Origin of the sequence: Pseudomonas sp. MYb185, assembly GCF_002979975.1 — a bacterium.
In the GTDB taxonomy this organism is placed as follows: Bacteria; Pseudomonadota; Gammaproteobacteria; order Pseudomonadales; family Pseudomonadaceae; genus Halopseudomonas.
Genome location: NZ_PCQD01000003.1, coordinates 377,330 through 397,967 on the forward strand (window position 1 = coordinate 377,330; position 20,638 = coordinate 397,967).

14 protein-coding genes are annotated in these 20,638 nt (G+C 64.3%); 8 read left to right on the forward strand and 6 right to left on the reverse strand.

All coding sequences use genetic code 11. The features are described 5' to 3' along the window. The first annotated feature begins 17 nt into the window (after window positions 1-17). The 4 genes from CQ007_RS06605 to CQ007_RS06620 are packed head-to-tail and all read left to right on the forward strand — an operon-like array spanning window position 18 to window position 8,436. The gene (locus CQ007_RS06605) at window positions 18-896 is read left to right on the forward strand and encodes a protein-glutamate O-methyltransferase CheR (protein WP_371919799.1); all 879 of its coding nucleotides are present in this window, start codon (window positions 18-20) and stop codon (window positions 894-896) included. After that, window positions 884-7,012 carry an Hpt domain-containing protein gene (locus tag CQ007_RS06610; RefSeq protein WP_305888511.1) on the forward strand — a complete coding sequence of 2,043 codons (6,129 nt, stop codon included), beginning with the start codon at window positions 884-886 and terminating at the stop codon, window positions 7,010-7,012. Before CQ007_RS06605 ends, CQ007_RS06610 begins: the two co-directional genes overlap by 13 nt. Continuing rightward, on the forward strand, window positions 7,005-7,943 hold the full coding sequence (locus CQ007_RS06615; RefSeq protein WP_105644362.1) for a chemotaxis protein CheB: 939 nt from the start codon (window positions 7,005-7,007) through the stop codon (window positions 7,941-7,943). The genes CQ007_RS06610 and CQ007_RS06615 overlap by 8 nt, the downstream gene beginning before the upstream one ends. Before the next feature lie 25 nt (window positions 7,944-7,968). After that, complete coding sequence (locus CQ007_RS06620; protein ID WP_105644364.1) at window positions 7,969-8,436, forward strand: chemotaxis protein CheW; 468 nt, start codon at window positions 7,969-7,971, stop codon at window positions 8,434-8,436. A 112-nt stretch (window positions 8,437-8,548) separates the two neighbouring features. Here the strand turns inward: CQ007_RS06620 and CQ007_RS06625 are convergent, their stop codons facing one another. Both CQ007_RS06625 and ompR read right to left on the reverse strand, forming a co-directional pair. Further along, a complete protein-coding gene (locus CQ007_RS06625) occupies window positions 8,549-9,832 on the reverse strand; it encodes an ATP-binding protein (protein WP_105644366.1) in 1,284 nt (427 codons plus the stop codon). Window positions 9,833-9,855: 23 nt separating this feature from the next. Beyond that, window positions 9,856-10,581, reverse strand: a complete 726-nt coding sequence (gene ompR, locus CQ007_RS06630; RefSeq protein ID WP_105644368.1) for a two-component system response regulator OmpR — start codon at window positions 10,579-10,581, stop codon at window positions 9,856-9,858. A gap of 303 nt (window positions 10,582-10,884) precedes the next feature. Between ompR and CQ007_RS06635 the strand changes: the two genes are divergently transcribed. From CQ007_RS06635 to CQ007_RS06650, 4 genes are all read left to right on the forward strand, one after another. Beyond that, window positions 10,885-13,212 (forward strand): Tex family protein, encoded by a 2,328-nt coding sequence (locus CQ007_RS06635; protein ID WP_105644527.1) that lies wholly within the window; start codon window positions 10,885-10,887, stop codon window positions 13,210-13,212. Window positions 13,213-13,218: 6 nt separating this feature from the next. Further along, the gene (locus CQ007_RS06640; RefSeq protein ID WP_105644370.1) at window positions 13,219-13,620 is read left to right on the forward strand and encodes a PaaI family thioesterase; all 402 of its coding nucleotides are present in this window, start codon (window positions 13,219-13,221) and stop codon (window positions 13,618-13,620) included. 49 nt (window positions 13,621-13,669) lie between these two features. Further along, entirely contained in the window at window positions 13,670-15,241 is a 1,572-nt protein-coding gene (gshA, locus tag CQ007_RS06645) for a glutamate--cysteine ligase (protein ID WP_105644372.1), read from the forward strand. Window positions 15,242-15,372: 131 nt separating this feature from the next. Continuing rightward, window positions 15,373-16,350, forward strand: coding sequence for an NADPH:quinone oxidoreductase family protein (locus CQ007_RS06650; protein ID WP_105644374.1), 978 nt, complete (start codon window positions 15,373-15,375; stop codon window positions 16,348-16,350). Window positions 16,351-16,472: 122 nt separating this feature from the next. Here the strand turns inward: CQ007_RS06650 and trmL are convergent, their stop codons facing one another. The 4 genes from trmL to CQ007_RS06670 all read right to left on the reverse strand — a co-directional run bounded on the left by trmL (window position 16,473) and on the right by CQ007_RS06670 (window position 20,501). Next, window positions 16,473-16,937 carry a tRNA (uridine(34)/cytosine(34)/5-carboxymethylaminomethyluridine(34)-2'-O)-methyltransferase TrmL gene (trmL, locus tag CQ007_RS06655; RefSeq protein ID WP_105644376.1) on the reverse strand — a complete coding sequence of 155 codons (465 nt, stop codon included), beginning with the start codon at window positions 16,935-16,937 and terminating at the stop codon, window positions 16,473-16,475. A 175-nt stretch (window positions 16,938-17,112) separates the two neighbouring features. Beyond that, window positions 17,113-18,546 carry a nitrogen regulation protein NR(I) gene (gene ntrC / locus CQ007_RS06660; RefSeq protein WP_105644378.1) on the reverse strand — a complete coding sequence of 478 codons (1,434 nt, stop codon included), beginning with the start codon at window positions 18,544-18,546 and terminating at the stop codon, window positions 17,113-17,115. Next, window positions 18,543-19,628 carry a nitrogen regulation protein NR(II) gene (gene glnL, locus CQ007_RS06665; protein WP_105644380.1) on the reverse strand — a complete coding sequence of 362 codons (1,086 nt, stop codon included), beginning with the start codon at window positions 19,626-19,628 and terminating at the stop codon, window positions 18,543-18,545. The genes ntrC and glnL overlap by 4 nt, the downstream gene beginning before the upstream one ends. Before the next feature lie 243 nt (window positions 19,629-19,871). Further along, window positions 19,872-20,501, reverse strand: a complete 630-nt coding sequence (locus CQ007_RS06670) for a DUF4124 domain-containing protein (protein ID WP_105644382.1) — start codon at window positions 20,499-20,501, stop codon at window positions 19,872-19,874. Window positions 20,502-20,638: the final 137 nt, after the last annotated feature.

The window sequence follows — 20,638 nt, forward strand, 5'->3', positions numbered from 1 at the left end:
ACCGCGAGGGTCGCATAGTGCAGAGAACGCCACACTGGTCATTGGAGCAGTTGCCAGACATGGACGGACAACAATTCCGTCAGTGGCAGGCATTGCTTGAGCAGCGTACCGGCGTCTGCGTCAGCCAGCAGCGCCAGGCTTACCTGCAGACCAGTCTCGGCTCGCGCATGCGCGAGCTGGGCATTCGTGACTATCAGGCCTATTACGAACATGTGACCCAGGGCATCAGTGGGGCGCTGGAGTGGGCCGCGCTGATCGAGTGGCTGACGGTACGCGAGACCAGTTTCATGCGTCACCGTGCCTCCTTCGATTGCGTGGCGCAGTTTCTTCATCAGCGCCTGCCCGGCAGCGCACGACCGCTGCAGTGCTGGAGTGTCGGCTGTGCCAGTGGCGAGGAGGCCTATTCCCTGGCGATCATCATGGAACAGGCGCTGGCGCAGGTCGGTCAGAGCCGACGTGACTACGGCATCTGGGCTACCGATATCAGCCAGCGCGCACTGGATCAGGCGCGCCTCGGCCGTTATTGCGCACGCCGCCTGGGCGGGTTGAACGAGGCCGAAGCCGGCCAGTGGCTGGAACAACTGCAGGATGGACAGTATCAGGTGGCACCGGTGCTGCGTGACCGGGTGTGCTTCACTCGTCTGAACATCCTGGAACTGGCCCAGGCCCCGATCCGGGACCTGGATATCATTTTCTGCCAGAACCTGCTCATCTACTTCCGGCGCTGGCGCCGTCGTGACCTGCTCAACCAGTTGGCAATGCGGTTGGCACCGGGCGGCATGCTGGTCATCGGACCGGGTGAAATAATGGACTGGAACAATCCCTTGCTTGAGCCGGTAGCCGATGATCGGGTGCAGGCCTACAGGCGTCGGAGCAGCATGGAATGTCTGGAGTGACTATGGGTGATCGGCATGATTATGTCGCCCTCGACTGGGTTAAAGGCGAAATTTCCGAGACGCTGAGCCAAGCGCGTCAGGCACTGGAAGCCTTTGTCGACAACCCCGGGGATACGACGCGCCTGCGTTTTTGCCTGACCTATATTCATCAGGTCCATGGCACCTTGCAGATGGTGGAATTCTACGGTGCGGCGTTGCTGGCCGAGGAAATGGAGAAGCTCGCCCAGGCGCTGATGCACGGTAGCTGCAGCCGGGAGTCCGAGGCCCTGGAAGTACTGATGCAGGCGATTCTGCAGATGCCGGCCTACCTCGATCGGGTGCAGCGCGGGCGGCGCGATCTGCCGCTGCTGCTCTTGCCGCTGCTGAACGACATGCGCACGGCGCGGGGCGAAAAGCTGCTGTCGGAGAACGCCCTGTTCAGTCCCGAGCTCAAAGCCGCTCAGGATACCGGTGGCGGCCAGCAGATCGACTTCACCAGCGAACAGGCAGTGTTGCAGCTGCGCAAGTTGCGCCAGGCCATGCAGATCGCCCACGCGGCGATCATTCGGGAACAGGATGTGCAGCGCAGCAGCCAGCAACTGGGGCGGGTATTCGCCCGGCTGGAGCAACTGTTCCAGGGCACCCGCCTTGCCGAGTTGTGGGCTATCTTCGCCGGGGTTGCCGAAGGTCTCGAGCACGGCAGTATCGATAACGGGGCTGCCATTCGCCAGTTGCTGCGTCAGGCCGACCGCGAGTTGCGCCAGTTGCTGGACGATCCTGCGGCAATCAGCCAGCGCGCACCTGCGCCCGAGCTGCTGCGCAACCTGCTGTTCTATGTGGCCAAGAGTGGTGGCAACAGTCCACGCCTCGAAGCGCTGAAACAGCACTACCAGCTGCATGCCCTGTGGGTCGATGGCGAGCCGCAGGAGCAGCCCAGCGACAGTCGCCTGGTCGGCCCTGACCGCGGCACCATGCAATCGGTGGCACTGGCTTTGAACGAGGAGCTGTTGCAGGTCAAGGAGCGCCTCGACCTGTTCGTGCGCAGCAGCGAGCGGCACTCGGATGAGCTCGGCACGCTGTTGCCGAACATGAAGCGAATTGCCGATACCCTGGCGGTACTCGGCCTGGGCCAGCCGCGACGGGTGCTGCAGGAACAGATCGAGCGGGTCGAGCAACTGGCGTCGGCCTCCACCTCACCCACCGATGCCCAGTTGATGGAAATCGCTGGCGGCATGCTGTATGTCGAAGCCAGCATGCACGGCATTTTCGCCATGGAGCGCTCCGCCACCGACGCCAGTGCGGAGGGCAGCCCGGTCCGTCAGTTGGCCAGTGCCCAGGAGATGCTGCAGGTCCAGCAGCAGGTGGTATTCGAGGCGCGCAATGCCCTGGAGCATACGCGCGAAGCGATCAATGCCTTCATTGCCGGGCAATGGGACTACAGCCAGCTGGAACCGGTCGACGAATTGCTCAACAGCGTCCGTGGCGGGCTCGCCATGTTGCCGCTGCAGCGTGCGGCCGACGCCGTGGCCGCGTGCCGGCTGTACCTGAGCCGGCAACTGATCCGCGAGCGGCGAGTGCCTGACTGGGAAGCGCTGGATGCCCTGGCGGATGTGATCACCAGTATCGACTACTACCTTGAGCGGGTCGCCGAGGACAATACCGATCGAGGTGACAGCATTCTCGCGGTAGCCGAGGAGCGCCTGGCGCTGCTCGGTTATGCCCCGGCCGATCTGGCTGCGGTGCTGGAGGAGGAAGCGGTGGTGGAGACGGCTGCGCCGGCCCCGGCACCGGCGCCAGTGGTCGACTACGGCAATGATGATGAGATCGATCCCGAACTGCTGGAAATCTTCATCGAGGAAGTCGGTGAGGTCTTGGAAACCCTCGATGAATGTACTCCCCGCTGGCAGGCCAATCCCGACGACAGCGCGGCGCGCACCGAGGTGCGGCGTGGCTTTCACACCCTCAAGGGTAGCGGTCGCATGGTCAAGGCCGGCGTGCTGGCCGAGCTGGCCTGGGCGGTGGAGAACATGCTCAACCGCGTGATCGATGGCAATGTGGTGGCAAGCCCGTTGGTGTTTGGTGTGGTCAATGCGGCACGCGAACTGATACCGTCGCTGCTGGAGGACTTCGCCGCTGATCGTCAGCAGTCGCTGCCCGAGGTCGAACGCCTGGCCAGCCAGGCTGAGGCTCTATCCCGTGGTGAACTGCCTGTCGAGCTGGAACTGCAGGAGGAGAGCGTCGCTGTCGATCTGCCGTTCGGGGAGCTGGCGTCGAGCGAGCCGGAGTCAACAGTCGATATCGAGGTTACCTCCGAATTGCCGCCGTTGCCGGAACTCGAGGAGCTGCATGCGCCCGAGCCGAGCGAACAGACCGATATCGAGCCGGCGTCGATCGACGAGCCGCTGGCCGGCTATCCAGAGCCTGCCGAGGCGCAACCGGAACCCCAGCCAGTGCTGTCGACGCCCACCGAGGCGTCCGCTACCGATAGCGAACTACCACAGCCGGTGACGCAAGCGGAGCTGGACCCGCTGCTGCTGAAGATCTTCCGTGCCGAAACCCAGACGCATATCGAGCAGATCAGCGCCTTTATCGACAAATGCGCGCAGGGGCTGCCATGCCCGCTGAGCGATGCCCTGCAGCGTGCCTTGCATACGCTCAAGGGCAGTGCCCACATGGCCGGTATCCAACCCATCGCCAGTCTGGCGACGCCGCTGGAGAAGCTGGCCAAGGACTTCAAGGCCAACCTGATTCCGGCCGACCAGCCCCTGGTCGAACTGCTCGGCGATGCGGTGAGCATGCTGCAGGGTTGGCTGGCGCAGGATCAAGCGGATCAGCCGATCAATGGCACCGAGGCCTTCCTGCAGCGGCTCGAAACGATCCACCGCGATGCTCTGGAGAAGCGCGACAGCAGTCGCTCGCAGCTCGACGGCACCAGCGATACCGATCTGCTGTCGATCTTCCTGACCGAAGGCATAGAACTGCTGCTGGATGCGGCAGACGAGCTGGGCCAAGGGCCAGCCAGGCTTGAACATGCCGCTGTGGCCCGCGCGCTGCGTGCGCTGGCGGAGGTGGCGGTGGAGGTCGAGCTGGCACCGATCGATGAGCTGTGCCAGGGGCTGGAGGATGTACATGAAGCATTGTTGGGCCAGCGTTTGCCGTTCAGTGAGGAGGTAGCCGCCTGCCTGGTTGACGCACACGAGCGGCTGATCGGCATGATGGATCAGGTCGCGGCGCATCAGCATATCCAGCCGGCGACCGCCGAGCTGGAGGCACTGCAAGCCCTGTTTACCCATACCATCGACAGCCCTGCGCTTGCCGCTGCGTCGCCGCTCGCAGCCAGCGCTGACAATGACGAGGGCAGATGGCATCCCGGCGATGCGGGTGCCGATACCGAACTGGTGGATATCTTCCTCGAGGAAGCCCAGGAAATACTCGATACGTCCGCAGCCAGCCTGCAGCACTGGTTGACCGACACTGCCGATGACGCGCCGCTGCACGCGCTGCTGCGCGACCTGCATACCCTCAAGGGCGGCGCACGGATGGCGGAAATCCGCCCGGTGGGCGATCTGGCCCATGAGCTGGAGTTCCTCTATGAGGGCCTGGCAACGCATCGCTTCCAGATGCTGGAAGGGCTGCCGGAACTACTGCTGGCCTGTCAGGATGGCCTGGCTGAGATGGTCGAGGGCATCATCGCCGGGCGCTCGATCAGCGATGGCATGGCACTGATCCGCACGATTCGCGACTTCCGCGCCGAGCCGGACCGGCCTCCGCGACTACCCAGCGAGGCTCCCGCCGAACCCGTCGTTGCTGCAGCCGTCGAGGCACCTATGCCGCTGGCGACTACCCCGGTATCAGGCATGCTGGGCATGTTCCTCGAAGAGGCCCGAGAACTGCTGCAGCCCTGCACCGAGCTGCTGACACGCGGTGAGGCTGAGCCGCAGGCGGTGCAGGATCTGTTACACCGCATCCAGACCTTCAAGGGCAGTGCCCGCCTGGCTGACCAGAATGCTTTGGCCGAACAGGCGCGGCAACTGGAAACCGCGCTGCAACAAACTGCTCCCGACCAGTTCGATAGCTTGAGCGACGCGTTTGCCGAGTTGCTGGCAGCGCTGGAACAGCTGGCCGTGGGGCACAGCTTTCCGGCCGCGGATTGGGCATTGCCAGCGGCAGTATCGCTGGCGCCGGATGTGGCTGTCGAAACGCCGGTCGCCGCAGCGCCGGAGCAGACCCTGGCCGAGGTGCGGGCCATCCTGCAGCAGGCAATGGCGGGCGATCAGCCGACGGCCACCGCCAGCAGTCGCGCCGCGGTGCAGGAAACCATCAAGGTACCGGCCGGTCTGCTCGAGGAACTGGTCAATCTGGCCGGCGAGACGTCGATTTTCCGTGGCCGTATCGAGCAGCAGGTCAGCGACATCAGCCAGACGCTGACTGATATGGAAAGCACCATCGAGCGGGTGCGTGACCAGCTGCGGCGCCTGGACATGGAAACCCAGGCGCAGATCCTGTCGCGCCACCAGGAGGAAATCGAACAGGCCTACGAGGATTTCGATCCGCTGGAGATGGACCGTTATTCCCAGTTGCAGCAGCTGTCCCGCTCGCTGTTCGAGTCGGCCTCGGACATGTTCGATCTCAAGGAGACGCTGGCGACCAAGAGCCGGGATGCGGAAACCCTGCTGTTGCAGCAGGCGCGGGTCAATACCGAGCTGCAGGAAGGCCTGATGCGCACGCGCATGGTGCCCTTCGAGCGCCTGCTGCCGCGGTTGCGCCGGGTGGTGCGGCAGGTATCTGCGGAGTTGGGCAAGCAGGTCACCCTGGCGGTGGGCAATGCTGAAGGGGAAATGGACCGCAGCGTGCTCGAACGCATGATGGGGCCGCTCGAACACATGCTGCGCAACGCCGTCGACCACGGCATCGAAGTGCCGGCACTGCGTGCCGAGCAGGGCAAGGCCGAGAGCGGCCGCATCAGCCTGGAGCTGCATCGCGAAGGCAGCGAGATCGTCATCCGGCTGGCCGATGACGGTCGCGGTGTCGACCTGGATGCGGTGCGTAGCAAGGCTGTTGAACGCGGCCTGATGGATGCCGATGCCCAGTTGACCGACCAGGAGGTGCTGCAATTCATCCTCGAGGCTGGCTTCAGTACCGCCCAGCGGGTCACGCAGATCTCCGGGCGCGGGGTCGGCATGGACGTGGTCAATGCCGAGATCAAGCAACTGGGTGGCAGCATGACGCTGTCCACCGAGTCGGGGGCCGGTACCACCTTCATCATTCGCCTGCCATTCACCGTGTCGGTGAACCGGGCGCTGATGGTGTATTCCGGCGATGACCTGTACGCCATTCCGCTGAATACCATCGAGGGTATCGTGCGGGTCTCGGGATACGAACTGGAGGCCTACTACGCGCCGGATGCGCCGCCCTTCGAATATGCCGGCAAGCAGTATGATCTGCGTTACCTCGGCGACCTGCTGGTCACCGGTCAGCAGCCCCGGCTCAGTGGCCACAGCCTGCCGCTGCCGGTGATCCTGGTGCGCGGCGCCGAGCACAGTGTCGCGGTGCAGGTCGACTCGCTGGCCGGCTCGCGGGAAATCGTGGTGAAAAGCCTCGGCAAGCAGTTTGCCGTGGTGCCCGGCATTTCCGGGGCGACCATCCTCGGGGATGGCCGTGTGGTGGTGATTCTGGATCTGCTGGCGGTGATCCGGGCCCAGCAGGCGCTGCATTCGCAGCAGATGCTGGCTGCCGAGCGAGCCATGGTGCCACAGAGCCGGCGCTCGACCCTGGTGATGGTGGTGGATGACTCTATCACCGTGCGCAAGGTCACCAGTCGCCTGCTGGAGCGGCACGGCATGGAGGTGGTCACGGCCAAGGACGGTGTCGAGGCCATCGCCCGGCTGCAGGACCTGCAGCCGGACATCATGCTGCTGGATATCGAAATGCCGCGCATGGACGGCTTCGAAGTGGCCACCCTGGTGCGCCATGACGACCGGCTGAAGGATCTGCCGATCATCATGATCACCTCGCGTACCGGTGAGAAGCACCGCGAGCGGGCACGCAGTCTCGGAGTCAATGAATACCTGGGCAAACCCTACCAGGAAGCCCAACTGCTGGAGTTGATCGGCACGCTGGTCCATCGCCGTGAGTGACACGCCGGCACCGTCGGTGGCGCTGCTGGTAGCCTGCAGCAATGGGCGCAGCAGCCTGGCGCAGGTGGTGCAGGGTTTTGGCTACCGGGTGGTATTCGATAGCCCGCCGGCACGCCTGGAGCCGGCACAGCTGGCCGCGGTGATGACCGACCTGTGGTTGCTGGACATCGCTGAGGAGTCGCCGCTGGTGGACTGGCTGCTCGAGCACAGCCCGGTACCGGTGCTATTTGGCGCCGGTGAAATACCGCCGCCGCAGCATGAGGATCATGTACGCTGGCAGCGCCGGTTGTTCGGCAAGCTGTGTGCGCTGCTCGGCGAGCCGGTGGTGTTGCCGAGCCTGCCGTCTACGCCAGTGCAACCGCCGCAGACGCGCTGTTGCGTATGGCTGCTCGGTGCCTCGCTGGGTGGACCGGCGGCGGTCAAGCGCTTCCTCGATGCGCTGCCGGCGCAGTTGCCGATCGCCTTCGTCTACGCGCAGCATATCGATGCCGGCTTCGAGCAGCAGCTGCCACGCATACTCGGTCGCGAGAACACCTGGCACATCCGCAACTGTGTCGAGGGCAGCCTGTTGCAGCCTGGCGAGGTGCTGGTGGCGCCGATTGCCCAGACGCTCAGCTTCGGTCCCCAGGGGCAGCTGTGCATGCAGGACCAGGCTTGGCCGGGGGCTTACCAGCCGGCGATCGAAACCCTGCTGGATGAACTGGCTGCGGCCTTCGCGCCGAGTTGCGGGGCGATCATCTTCAGTGGCATGGGTGAGGACGGTGTGGAGGCCTGCGGGCGGATGCGCCGCCAGGGCATGGAGATATGGACCCAGAGCGCCGACAGCGCGGCCTGCGCGACCATGCCGCAGGCGGTGCAGCGTGCCGGCTACAGCAGTCGTGAAGGGTCACCCGAAGAGCTGGCCATCGCCATGTGCCAATGGCTCGAATAGACCCTAGATCAAGAGGATTCATGGTATGTCAGATGCATTGGAAAGCCTCAACGGCCTGATCATTCCCCTGGCCGGGCAGTCGCTGCTGCTGCCCAACGTGGCGGTGGCCGAGTTGGCCGGGTACCGCCTGAGTCAGGTGGCGAGCGGTGGGCCGGCATGGTTCCTCGGCTGGACCAGCTGGCGCGACCAGAAGGTACCGCTGATCGACCCTGCGGTACTGCTGGGCCAGCCACCGGCAAGCGAGTCGCAGGCATCGCGCACCCTGGTTCTCAACGCGGTGGGGGCGCGCGAAGGTGTGAGCTTCATAGGCATGCGGATACCGGGTATCCCACGTTCGAAGAAGGTGCTGCGTGGCGAAATCGAGCCAGCCGGCGCGCCCAGCGAGTTCATCAGCCAGCCGGTGAGGCTGGCCGATGAGGCGGACATTCTGCTGATTCCCGATCTGGTAGCCATCGAGCAGGTGCTGGAACAGGCCGGTGTATTGCAGGGCTGAACATTCTCACACCCCGGTTTATGGAAGGTCGAGTTCCATCTCGACCAGCGCAGTCGACGGACACGCTGCCGGTCGGGATGGCCCCGGCCTTCCACGAGTACCCGGCGGTGTCTTAAAGCGTCGGCACCGGAAAGCGCAGGCGCGCCTCGGTGCCACCGCCACTGCGGTTGAGCAATTGCACGCTGATGCCGTGGCTGTCGGCGATACGCTTGACGATGGCCAGCCCCAGGCCGGTGCCCTTGGTCGAGCGCGCCCGGTCGCCGCGAATGAAGGGGGTGAACAGGTCTTCTCCTTCACTCTGATCGATGCCCGGGCCACGGTCCAGCACGCTGACCACCACGCTGGGCTGGATCGCGCTGCGTTCCAGATGGGTGGAAATTTCCACACCGGTGCCGCCATGGTTCAGCGCGTTCTCGATCAGGTTGGTCAGCAGGCGCTTGATTGACAGGCGGCGCAGTGCCAGCTCCGGCACCGGTTCCAGGCACAGGCGAACCAGCTGCTCGCCAGCGTTGACCGGTGTCACCACCTCGCGAATCAGTTCATTCAGGTCGCAGGACTCACATGGCTCGGCGCTACCGTCACGGATATAGGCCATGAACTGGTCGAGAATGGCATCCATGTCCTCGATATCGCGGATCATGCCCTCGGTCAGCTCCGGCTCGGCGTTGGACATCAGTTCGGTGGACAGGCGCATGCGCGTCAGCGGTGTGCGCAGGTCATGGGAGACCCCAGCCAGCAGCAGGGCGCGATCGCTGCTGGCCTGCTCGACATCCTGCGCCATCTGGTTGAAGGCGCGGTAGACCTCGGCGATCTCGGTCGGGCCGCTGGTATCCAGCAGGCGCACGCTGTGACCCTGGCCGATGCGCTGGGCGGCCTGTTCCAGGGTTTTCAGCGGATAGTTGAGCTGGCGCACGAAGATCCAGGCGGCGGCGGTGGACAGCATGACGATCAGCGTCAGCCAACTGACCACCAGCCAGACCCGCTGGCCACGCAGCGGGTGGGCATACAAGGGTACCTTGAGCCATTGCTCGCCATAGCTGGGCTGATGCACCCAGATCGCCGGCTGCTCCTGGGTCTGCACGCGGATCTGGGTCCGGTCGCCCAGTTCGTCGCGCAGCTGATTGGTGAACACCCCGGAATAGGGCCAGTGAATTTCCCCGGTCGGCACCTGGCTCTGGTGTACCAGTTCCAGACCGGTGATGTTCTCCAGGTCAGCCCGCGCCTCGGGGCCGCTGGCCCAGTAGGCATGCACCAGCATGGCGGTACCGTGGCTGTACTGGCGGTCGACCAGCAGGTCCTCGTTGCTCACCAGGTACACCAGGGTGAGGATCTTGGAGAACATCAGGGTCAGCAGGACCAGCAGCAGGGTGCGGGCGAAGAAGCTGCGCGGCAGCATGGGATGCCAGCCGGGGCCTCCTTTCACTGCTGCTGGCCATCCGGTACGAACACATAACCTACGCCCCACACGGTCTGGATGTAGCGGGGCTTGGAGGGATCGGGCTCGAGCAGCCGCCGCAGCCGGGAGATCTGCACGTCGATGGAGCGCTCCAGCGCATCCCACTCGCGGCCTCGGGCCAGTTGCATGAGCTTGTCCCGGGTCAGCGGTACCCGTGGATGGTGCACCAGCGCCTTGAGCACGGAGAACTCACCCGAGGTCAGCATGTGTACTTCCTCGCCACGGCGCAGTTCGCGGGTGGACAGGCTGAGCACGAAATCGCCGAAGGTGACCTCGTTGTCCTCGGTGGTGGGTGCGCCGGGAATCTGCGGCGCCTGGCGGCGCAGTACAGCCTTGATGCGGGCGACCAGTTCACGCGGGTTGAACGGCTTGGGCAGATAGTCGTCGGCACCCAGCTCCAGGCCCTGGATGCGGCTGGTTTCATCACCCTTGGCGGTAAGCATGATGATCGGCGTGGTGGTGCCACGTTCGCGCAGCCGCTCGCAGGCCTTGAGGCCATCTTCGCCGGGCAGCATCAGGTCCAGCACGATCAGCGAATACAATTCGCGATCCAGCAGGCGGTCCATCTGCACGGTGTCCTCCACAGTGCGGACACGGTACCCCTGCTCGCTGAGAAAACGTTCCAGCAGGCGACGCAGCCGGGCGTCGTCGTCCACGATCAGAATCTTTTCGCCTTCAGTATTGGTCATTCGCAGCACCGTCTTTATCGAAGGATGTAATTGTCGCTGATGCCAGTGGTACAGGGAGTCGGCCATTGTTACAAGAGGTTTCGCGGCGGCCAGGTGACACCTCTACGCTAGCGGTTCGGGATCGCAATTCCCTCAATTGGCTATTTACACCATCACCCGTTTGGCAGATGTTCGTTGCCGCTGCCGCCAGCGCTAAAGGGAGTGAGCCAGAGCGCCAACAGGTTTTGCCGGGTGAGATCTGCAATCCATCACGGCGACTCGGTTATACTGCCGCGCTTGAGATAACTGATGTGGATACAGACCATGGACAGTATTGCCTCGCGTATTGCCACCGAACTGGCGGTGCGCCCCGAACAGGTTGTCGCCACCGTCGCCCTGCTCGACGAGGGCGCCAGCGTGCCCTTCATCTCCCGCTACCGCAAGGAAGTGACCGGCAGTCTGGATGATACGCAGCTGCGCCACCTGGAAGAACGCCTGCGCTACCTGCGTGAGCTCGAGGATCGCCGCAAGAGCATTCTGGCGAGTATCGACGAGCAGGGCAAACTGACCCCCGAGCTGGAGCGCGATATTCGCCAGGCCGAGACCAAGACCGTGCTGGAAGACCTGTATCTGCCCTACAAGCCCAAGCGCCGCACCAAGGGCCAGATCGCCCTGGAAGCCGGCCTTGGGCCGCTGGCCGAGCAGCTGTATGCCGATCCGGCACTGGACCCTGAACAGTTGGCGAGCGGTTTCATCGATGCGGACAAGGGCGTGGCCGACGTCAAGGCGGCGCTGGACGGTGCCAAGTACATTCTCATGGAGCGTTTCAGCGAGGATGCCCGGTTGCTCGAACGCCTGCGCCAGACGCTGCGCCAGGATGGCCGGGTGGTCTCGCGGCTGGTCGCCGGCAAGGAGCAGGAGGGCGCCAAGTTCCGCGACTACTTCGAATACGACGAGCCGCTGCGCAACGTACCGTCGCATCGCGCGCTGGCGATCCTGCGCGGACGTAACGAGGGCGTGCTGAGCATTGCCCTGGAACTGGCCGAGCCGGACGCACCGGCCACCGCCACCCACCCCTGCGAGGGGCTGATCGCCGAGACCGTCGGCATCAGCAACCAGGGCCGCGCGGCGGACAAGTGGCTGGGCGAGGTGGTGCGCTGGACCTGGCGCGTCAAGCTGCTCGGGTACATGGAAACCGAACTGCTCGGTGAACTGCGCGAAGCGGCGGAAGATGAAGCCATTCGCGTGTTCGCCAGCAACCTCAAGGACCTGCTGCTGGCGGCACCCGCCGGACCGCGGGTGACCCTGGCCATGGACCCCGGCCTGCGCACCGGGGTCAAGCTGGCGGTGATCGATGCCACCGGCAAGCTGGTGGACACCGCGACCATCTTTCCGCATGCGCCGCGCAACCAGTGGGATCAGTCGCTGGCGGTGCTGGCGGCCCTGTGCAAGAAGCATCAGGTCAACCTGATCGCCATCGGCAACGGCACCGCCTCGCGGGAGAGCGACAAGCTGGCGGGCGATCTGCTCAAGCTCTGCCCGGAACTGAAGATGCAGAAGATCACCGTCTCCGAAGCCGGCGCCTCGGTGTACTCCGCTTCCGAGCTGGCAGCCCGGGAATTCCCCGATCTGGATGTAACCTACCGCGGCGCGGTATCCATCGGCCGCCGGCTGCAGGACCCGCTGGCCGAACTGGTGAAGATCGAGCCCAAGGCCATCGGCGTTGGCCAGTACCAGCATGATGTATCCCAGGTGAAGCTGGCACGCAGCCTGGATGCGGTGGTCGAGGACTGCGTGAACGCCGTGGGGGTGGATCTGAATACCGCCTCGGCGGCGCTGCTGACCCGGGTCTCCGGCTTGAACCCGAGCATCGCCCAGAACATCGTCGACTACCGCGACCAGCATGGTGCCTTCGGCAGCCGCCGCGAACTGCTCAAGGTCAGCCGGTTGGGCGAGAAGACCTTCGAACAGGCGGCGGGTTTTCTGCGGGTGATGAACGGCAGCAATCCGCTGGACGCCTCGGCGGTGCACCCCGAAGCCTACCCGCTGGTCAACCGCATCGCCGAGCAGACCGGACGCGATATCCGCAGCCTGATCGGTGACTCGGCGTTCCTGCGCAAGCTCGACCCGGCCCGCTATACCGACGAGCATTTCGGTATCCCGACCATCACCGACATCCTCAGCGAGCTGGACAAGCCCGGCCGTGACCCGCGCCCGGAATTCAAGGCCGCGGCCTTCCAGGAGGGAGTGGAGAAGATCAGCGACCTGGAGCCGGGCATGATTCTCGAGGGCGTGGTCAGCAACGTCGCCAACTTCGGTGCCTTCGTCGATATCGGTGTGCATCAGGACGGGCTGGTGCATATCTCCATGCTCGCCGACAGCTTCGTCAAGGACCCGCGCGACGTGGTCAAGGCCGGCGATATCGTCAAGGTCAAGGTGCTCGAGGTGGACATTCCGCGCCAGCGCATCAGCCTGACCATGCGCATGGGCGACCAGCCTGGCGCTGCCAGTGGAGCGCGCTCCGGGGCACCGGCCAACGAGCGCAATCGACCGCGCCAGCCGCGTGCGGAGAAAAACCAGGCTGGCTCCGGGGCGCAGCCTGGTGGTACGTTTGCCAACCTGTTCGCCAACGCCAAGAATCTCAGGAAGTGACGCACCATGAGTGAACACCCGAAACTGCAGGACATCAAGGACAGTCGCATGAGCGCCTTCACCCAACTGCTGGGGCTGGAGTTGGTGAGCCTGGACCGGGAAGGCTGCTGCATGCGCCTGGAGATCGACCCATCGCATTTCAACGCCGGCGGACGGGTGCATGGTGGCGTGACCTTCTCGCTGCTGGATTCGACCATGGGCGCGGCGGTCTATGCCCTGCTGGACGCGCATGAATCAACCGCTACCATTGAGTGCAAGATCAACTACACGCTGGCGATCACCGGCGGGGTACTGGAGTGCCGGGCCAAGGTGGTGCATGCCGGCACGCGGACCATGGTGGTCGATGGCGAGGTGTGGCAGGACGGCGCGCTGGCGGCCAAGTGCCTCGGTACTTTCGCCCGTATTTGAACCGGCGCTTGCCGGGCTGATCGTTTTCATTGTCTGAGGAGTGACGCGCTTGTCACCACTGTTGAAGCAACGCCTCGACCTGCTGGCGCAACCGTCACTGCGTGACGGCCTGCGTGACTGCATGCACGGTATCGAGAAGGAAAGCCTGCGTATCGACGCGCGTGGCGCCCTGTCACAGCAACCGCATCCACTGGCCTGGGGATCGGCGCTGACCCACCCGACCATCACTACCGACTATTCCGAGGCGCTGGTCGAGCTGATCACCCCGGTGAGCCGCGACATTGGCGACCTGTTCGGTCAGCTGGACGATATTCACCGCTTCGCCTATGGCCAGCTGGGTGATGAGCTGCTGTGGACCGAGTCCATGCCCTGCCTGCTGCCGGCCCGCGACGAGGATATCCCCATCGCCTGGTACGGCAGCTCCAACGTCGGCATGCTCAAGCATGTATACCGGCGTGGTCTGGCGGTGCGCTATGGCAAGCCCATGCAGTGCATTGCCGGCATTCACTACAACTTCTCCCTGGCTCCGGCGCTGTGGCAGGCGTTGCAGCAGCAGGATGGCGATGCGCGTAACGCCCAGGACTACCAGTCCGAGCGCTATGTGGCGCTGATCCGCAATTTCCGCCGCTATGCCTGGCTGCTGATGTACCTGTTCGGCGCCTCGCCGGCGCTGTGTGCCAGCTTCCTGCAGGGGCGCGACCACCAGCTCGAGCCGCTGGGCGACAAGAGCCTGTATCTGCCGTACGCCACCAGCCTGCGGATGAGCGATCTGGGCTACAACAACGATGCCCAGGCCGGTCTCAACGTCTGCTACAACAGCCTGGAAAGCTACATCTCCAGCATGCAGAAAGCCATCAGCCTGCCGTACCCACCCTATGCCGCCATCGGCACCCATGATGCCGACGGCCAGTGGCAGCAGCTCAATACCAACCTGCTGCAGATCGAAAACGAGTTCTACAGCTCGATCCGGCCCAAGCGGGTGACCCGCAGCGGGGAGAAGCCGGTGCATGCGCTGGCGGCCCGTGGTGTGGAGTATGTCGAGGTGCGCTGCCTGGATATCGATCCCTTCGCGCCGATGGGTATCGAGCCGAGCACCGCATACTTCCTCGACAGCTTCCTGCTGTTCTGCGCGCTGGCCGACAGTCCGGCGATGTCCGAGGCGGAATGCCAGCTGAGTGACGAGAACTTTGCCTTGACGGTCAAGCGTGGCCGCGAGCCGGGCCTGCAACTGAATCGCAAGGGGCAGGTGTGCACCCTGACCGAGTGGGGCGAGCACCTGCTGGACAATATCACCGCCTGCGCCAGCCTGCTGGACAGCGCGCAGCAGACCAGCGCCTACAGCGACAGCCTGCAACTGCAGCGCGCCAAACTGCAGGACCCGGCATTGACGCCCTCGGCGCGGGTGCTGGCGGCGATCGGCGAACGGGGCGAGAGCTTCTTCCGCTTCGCCCTGGCGCAGTCCGAGAGGCATCGCGAGCACTTCCTGTCGCGGCCCCTGGACGAACCGCAGCAGCAGGCGTTCGCTGCGGTCGCCCGCCAGTCACTGGCCGATCAGGCGGCGCTGGAGGAGTCCGACAGTATCGACTTCGATACCTACGTGGCGCGCTACCTGAGTCAGTGACGGCGACCGGCGAGGCTTCTCTGGCGCCGGCAGCTACTTGTCTTATGCAGGCCGATCAATCACCGGTATGGTGATTGACCCGGCTGCGGTGGGCGCAGCTAGACTGTGGAAAATCCAATCGAGGAGCCATCATGAAAGCCGTACTGTGCAAAGCCTACGGTCCCGCCAGCAGCCTGTCGCTGGAAGACACCACCGATCCGGTGGCCAAGGACAACGAAGTGGTCATCGACGTGCATGCCGCCGGGGTCAACTTTCCCGATACGCTGATCATCGAAGGCAAGTATCAGGTCAAGCCGGCGTTCCCCTTCTCGCCGGGTGGCGAAGCGGCGGGTGTGGTCGCCAGCGTCGGCGCCAAGGTCAAGCATCTCAAGCCGGGCGATCGGGTCATGGGCCTGACCGGCTATGGCAGTTTCGCCGAGAAAGTGGCGACCGATGCCGGCCGCGTGCTGCCGATGCCCACCGATATGGACTATGTGACCGCCGCTGGCTTCAGTATGACCTACGGCACCTCCATGCATGCGCTGGTCCAGCGTGGCAACCTGCAGCCGGGCGAAACCCTGCTGGTACTCGGCGCCTCCGGTGGTGTCGGCCTGGCCGCCGTGGAAATCGGCAAGGCCATGGGCGCCCGGGTGATCGCCGCCGCCTCCACTGACGAGAAGCTGGAAGTTGCGCGCCAGGCCGGCGCCGACGAGCTGGTCAACTACAGCGAGGGTGACTTCAAGGAAAAGATCAAGGCACTGACCGGTGGCCAGGGTGCCGACGTGATCTACGATCCGGTCGGTGGCGACCTGTTCGACCAGTGCATGCGCTGCATCAACTGGAAGGGCCGTCTGCTGGTGGTCGGCTTCGCCAGTGGCCGCATTCCCGAGCTGCCGGTCAACCTGGCGCTGCTCAAGGGCGCTGCGGTGGTCGGTGTGTTCTGGGGTGCCTTCGCCACCCGCGAGCCGCAGGCCAACCTCGACAACTTCCGCCAGCTGTTCAGCTGGTTCAGTGAAGGCAAGCTCAAGCCGCTGGTCTCCCAGACCTTCGAGCTGGATCAGTACGAAACGGCGTTGACCGCACTGTCTACCCGGCAGGCGGTGGGCAAGGTGGTGATCAAGACCCGTTGATCCCTCGCCATCCCGTCATTGCGAGCCCGTAGGGCGTGGCAATCCATGAGCTCGGAGTGGCTGATGGGCGCTGGATTGCCCCGTCGGCGGATGGCCGCCCCTGCTCCTCGCAATGACGGGGTTCAACCCTCACCGGCAAACCCCTGCTGGCGCCACGCCTCATAGACCAGCACCGCCGCGCTGTTGGACAGGTTCAGGCTGCGATTGCCCGGATGCATGGGAATGCGCAGCACCTGTTCGGCGGGCAACCCCTCGCGCACCTCTGCCGGCAGGCCGCGGCTCTCCGGGCCGAACAGGAACAGATCTCCCGGCTGGTAGTGCACCTCGCTGTAGCATTGCCGACCCTTGGTGCTGAGCGCGAACACCCGGTTCGGGCGCACGCTGGCCAGGCAACTGGCCAGATCGGCATGGGTCTGCACCGGCGCGTACTCATGGTAATCCAGCCCGGCGCGACGCAGTCGCTTGTCGTCCAGCTCGAACCCCAACGGTTCGATCAGATGCAACTGGCAACCGGTATTGGCACACAGGCGAATGATATTGCCGGTATTGGGTGGGATCTCGGGCTCGAGCAGAGCGATATGAAACATGACGGGCTATCCGCAGGCAGGAAAACCCGGGGAGTGTAACCGGGAGGGCCGCATGAAAATAGTCGGGAAAGGGCTATAAAAAAAGGCGACTCCAGCCTGCCTGAACCGAAGTCACCCCAAATACACCCACTACAGACTAAGCAGTAACCATGCCATTTTTATGGCAACGGCATGATCATTCGGTTTCATCCTCGTCCGAGGCCTCGACATTCAGCCCCAGTTCCTTGATCTTGCGGGTCAGGGTATTACGGCCCCAGCCCAGCAACTGCGCGGCATCCCGGCGTCTGCCAGCGCTGTGCTTGAGGGCGGTTTCGATCATCACGCGCTCGAACGCCGGCACTGCCTGATCCAGCAGCTGGGTGACGCCGCGGGTCAGTTGCTGGTCGGCCCAATTGCGCAGTTGTTGCTCCCAATCGCCATCGCCTGCACCAGGCTGGTGCTGACTGAGCAGCTCCGGCGGCAGGTCCTCGGTCAGCACCTCGCGACTGGAAGCCATCACTGTGATCCAGCGGCAGGTGTTCTCCAGCTGGCGCACGTTGCCAGGCCAGGGCAGGGCGCTGAGGTATTGCTGGGTCTGCGGTTTGAGCACCTTGGGCTCCACCGCCAGCTCCCGTGCGGCACGGGCGAGAAAATGCTGCGCCAGGACTGGGATGTCCTCCCGACGTTCAGCCAGCTTGGGGATATGAATGCGGATGACGTTGAGGCGGTGGAACAGATCCTCGCGGAACTTGCCCGCCTGCACCAGCGCCTCCAGGTCCTGGTGGGTGGCGGCGATGATACGCACGTCGACCTTGATCGGGGCATGGCCACCGACCCGGTAGAATTCGCCGTCGGCCAGTACCCGCAGTAGCCGGGTCTGGGTTTCGGCAGGCATGTCGCCGATCTCGTCGAGGAACAGGGTGCCGCCGTCGGCCTGCTCGAAACGACCGCGGCGCTGCACGGCGGCGCCGGTGAAGGCGCCTTTCTCATGGCCGAACAGCTCCGATTCCATCAGCTCGCGGGGGATGGCGGCCATGTTCAGCGCAATGAACGGGCTGCGTGCCCGCGGACTGTGCCGGTGCAGGGCCTGGGCTACCAGTTCCTTGCCGGTTCCCGATTCCCCATTGATCAGCACGGTGATATTGGAATGCGACAAGCGGCCGATGGCGCGGAATACCTCCTGCATCGCTGGCGCCTCGCCGATGATCTCCGGTGTGTGTGCCAGCCCGTTGCCCGGCTCGTCGGCTTCCTGCTCGTGGGTATGGGCCAGGGCGCGACGCACCAGCGCCACCGCCTCGTCGACGTCGAAGGGTTTGGGCAGGTACTCGAAGGCACCACCCTGGTAGGAGGCCACCGCGCTGTCCAGGTCGGAGTGCGCGGTCATGATGATCACCGGCAGCTTCGGCTGCAGCTCGCGGATGTTCGATAGCAGCTCCAGCCCGCTGGTGCCGGGCATGCGGATGTCGCTGATCAGCACGTCCGGGCGCTGCTGACGACGCAGTCGGGCCAGGGCGCTGTCGGCGTTGTCGAAGCACACCGGTTGCATGCCGTCCTGTTGCAGGGCTTTTTCCAGTACCCAGCGGATGGAGCGGTCGTCATCCACGATCCAGACATTGGCGGTTTGGCTCATTCTTCCTCCCCGGAGGTGGTTGGCAGCGGCAGAAACAAGGTGAAGGTGGTGCAGCCCGGCACGCTCTCACACTCGATCAGGCCATGGTGCCGGGTAATGATGTTCTGGGTGATCGACAGGCCGAGCCCGGTGCCATCGGCACGCCCGCTGACCATCGGATAGAAGATGCTGTCGACGATCCCCGGGGCGATCCCGGGGCCGTTGTCGATGATCTCCAGGCGGCAGACCAGGCGGTGGCGGCGGGCGCCGATGGTGAACTGGCGCAGCGTGCGGGTGCGCAGGGTGATCGAGCCATCGCTGGCGTTGCGCTCGGAAAGGATCGCCTGCATCGCATTGCGCATGATATTGAGTAGCGCCTGGATCAGCTGTTCGCGATCCCCCATCAGATCCGGAATGCTGGGGTCGTAGTCGCGCTGGATCTGCAACTGGCCGTGGGCCTCGGCCTGCACCAGGCTGCAGACGTGCTCGGTGATTTCATGGATGTTGATACGCGACAGTGTGGGCGGCTGATAGGGGCCGAGCATGCGGTCGACCAGATTGCTCAGGCGGTCGACCTCCTGGATGATCACGTCGGTATAGTCGTGCAGCGCCGCTTCGGGTAGCTCGCGTGCCAGCAACTGCGCCGCCCCGCGAATCCCCCCCAGTGGGTTCTTGATCTCATGGGCCAGCCCGCGTACCAGGACCCGGGTGACTTCCTGCTTGGATAGCTGCGCCTCCTCCTTGGTGATGCGCAGCAGGCGGTCGCGGGGCAGGATTTCCAGCAGTATCCAGTTGCGCTCCAGGGCGTTGACCGGGGTGACCGAATAATCCGCCATCAGGCACTGGCCGTTGCCCAGTTGCAACTGCGCTTCGCGCTTGGTGAAGGGGTGGCCGGTGCTGACGGTATTGCGCAGCGATTGCAACGACCCCACCGAATCACTGAACAGACTGGTGACATGCTGACCATTGACCCGTTGGCCGCTGACTTCCAGCAGCATCTCGGCTGCCGGGTTCATGTAGTTGACCCGCAGTGCGCTGTCCAGCAACAGCACCGCGGTGGTCAGGTTGTCCAATATCTGGCGCAGGAATTGCTCAGGCAGCATAGGCATTTATCCACGGCATGGAAGCGACGGTGATAACGGAGCAGTTGCAAGAAGCGCACCAGATCGCTACAGATTGCCAGACGGGTTGGTGCAACCATGGCATTGGCACTGCTCAGCCAGCAGCGGCGGTGGTCCCGCACGGTGCTGTTTGGTCCAATCGTCAGCGGAGCGGATCGATATGCAAAATACTATGGCACGAAAAGAGTGCATGTGCACCAAAATGGTGCGCATGCCATGCTGCAGTCAGTTACCCGTGCCCGCTCCCGGGCGCGGAACATTCGGCGCGCGCGGCGCGGCGGGGGCCTTGGGTGCTTGATTGGCGCCACCGCGGCCTGGCTGGTTGAGGGAGGTGCGTTGCAGGTGCACGGTGATCGGCGCGCTGCGTTGCAGTTCCTCGCCCCGTGCATTGACCACCACTACCGCAATCTCATGGCTGCCGCGGTCGATGTTGTGCACGGTCAGCTGCTGGGTGGCTGCGCCATTGCCGGGCACGCCGGTCGGGTTCAGTGCGCCGTCGATGGCCACTTTCAACAGATGGCTGCCGCTGAGCGGCGGGTCGGTGGCGATGGTCAGGGTCAGGTCGCCCTCGTTGCTGCGGATGGCGCTGTCATGTGCCGGGCTGGTGATGCTCAACTGGCGATAGAAGTTTTCACGTACCTGTGCATCATTGCCGCGACTGCTGCTGGCCGGGGCAGAGGCGGGTGGCGGCGCCACCACATTGGTCGGTCCCAGTTCTATGGTGCTGGCGCCTTCCCTGGGTTGATCGGAGTAGACGCGGTTGCCTTGCGCGTCGGTCCAGGAATAGATCTGCGCCCCAGCGGGGCTGGCCAGCAACAGCAACGCGCACAGCGCGGGCAGTGGTAACCGGAACATGATATTCACTCCTTCGAAGATTGCCTAAGCGTTGCACTCAATCGCTGTTGTGGCAAGTGACAGGGAGTGCAGAGTGCGACAGGGTTCGCTTGGCTAGGCCGCAGAAAAGACAAAGGCGCCCCTGGGGGCGCCTTTGC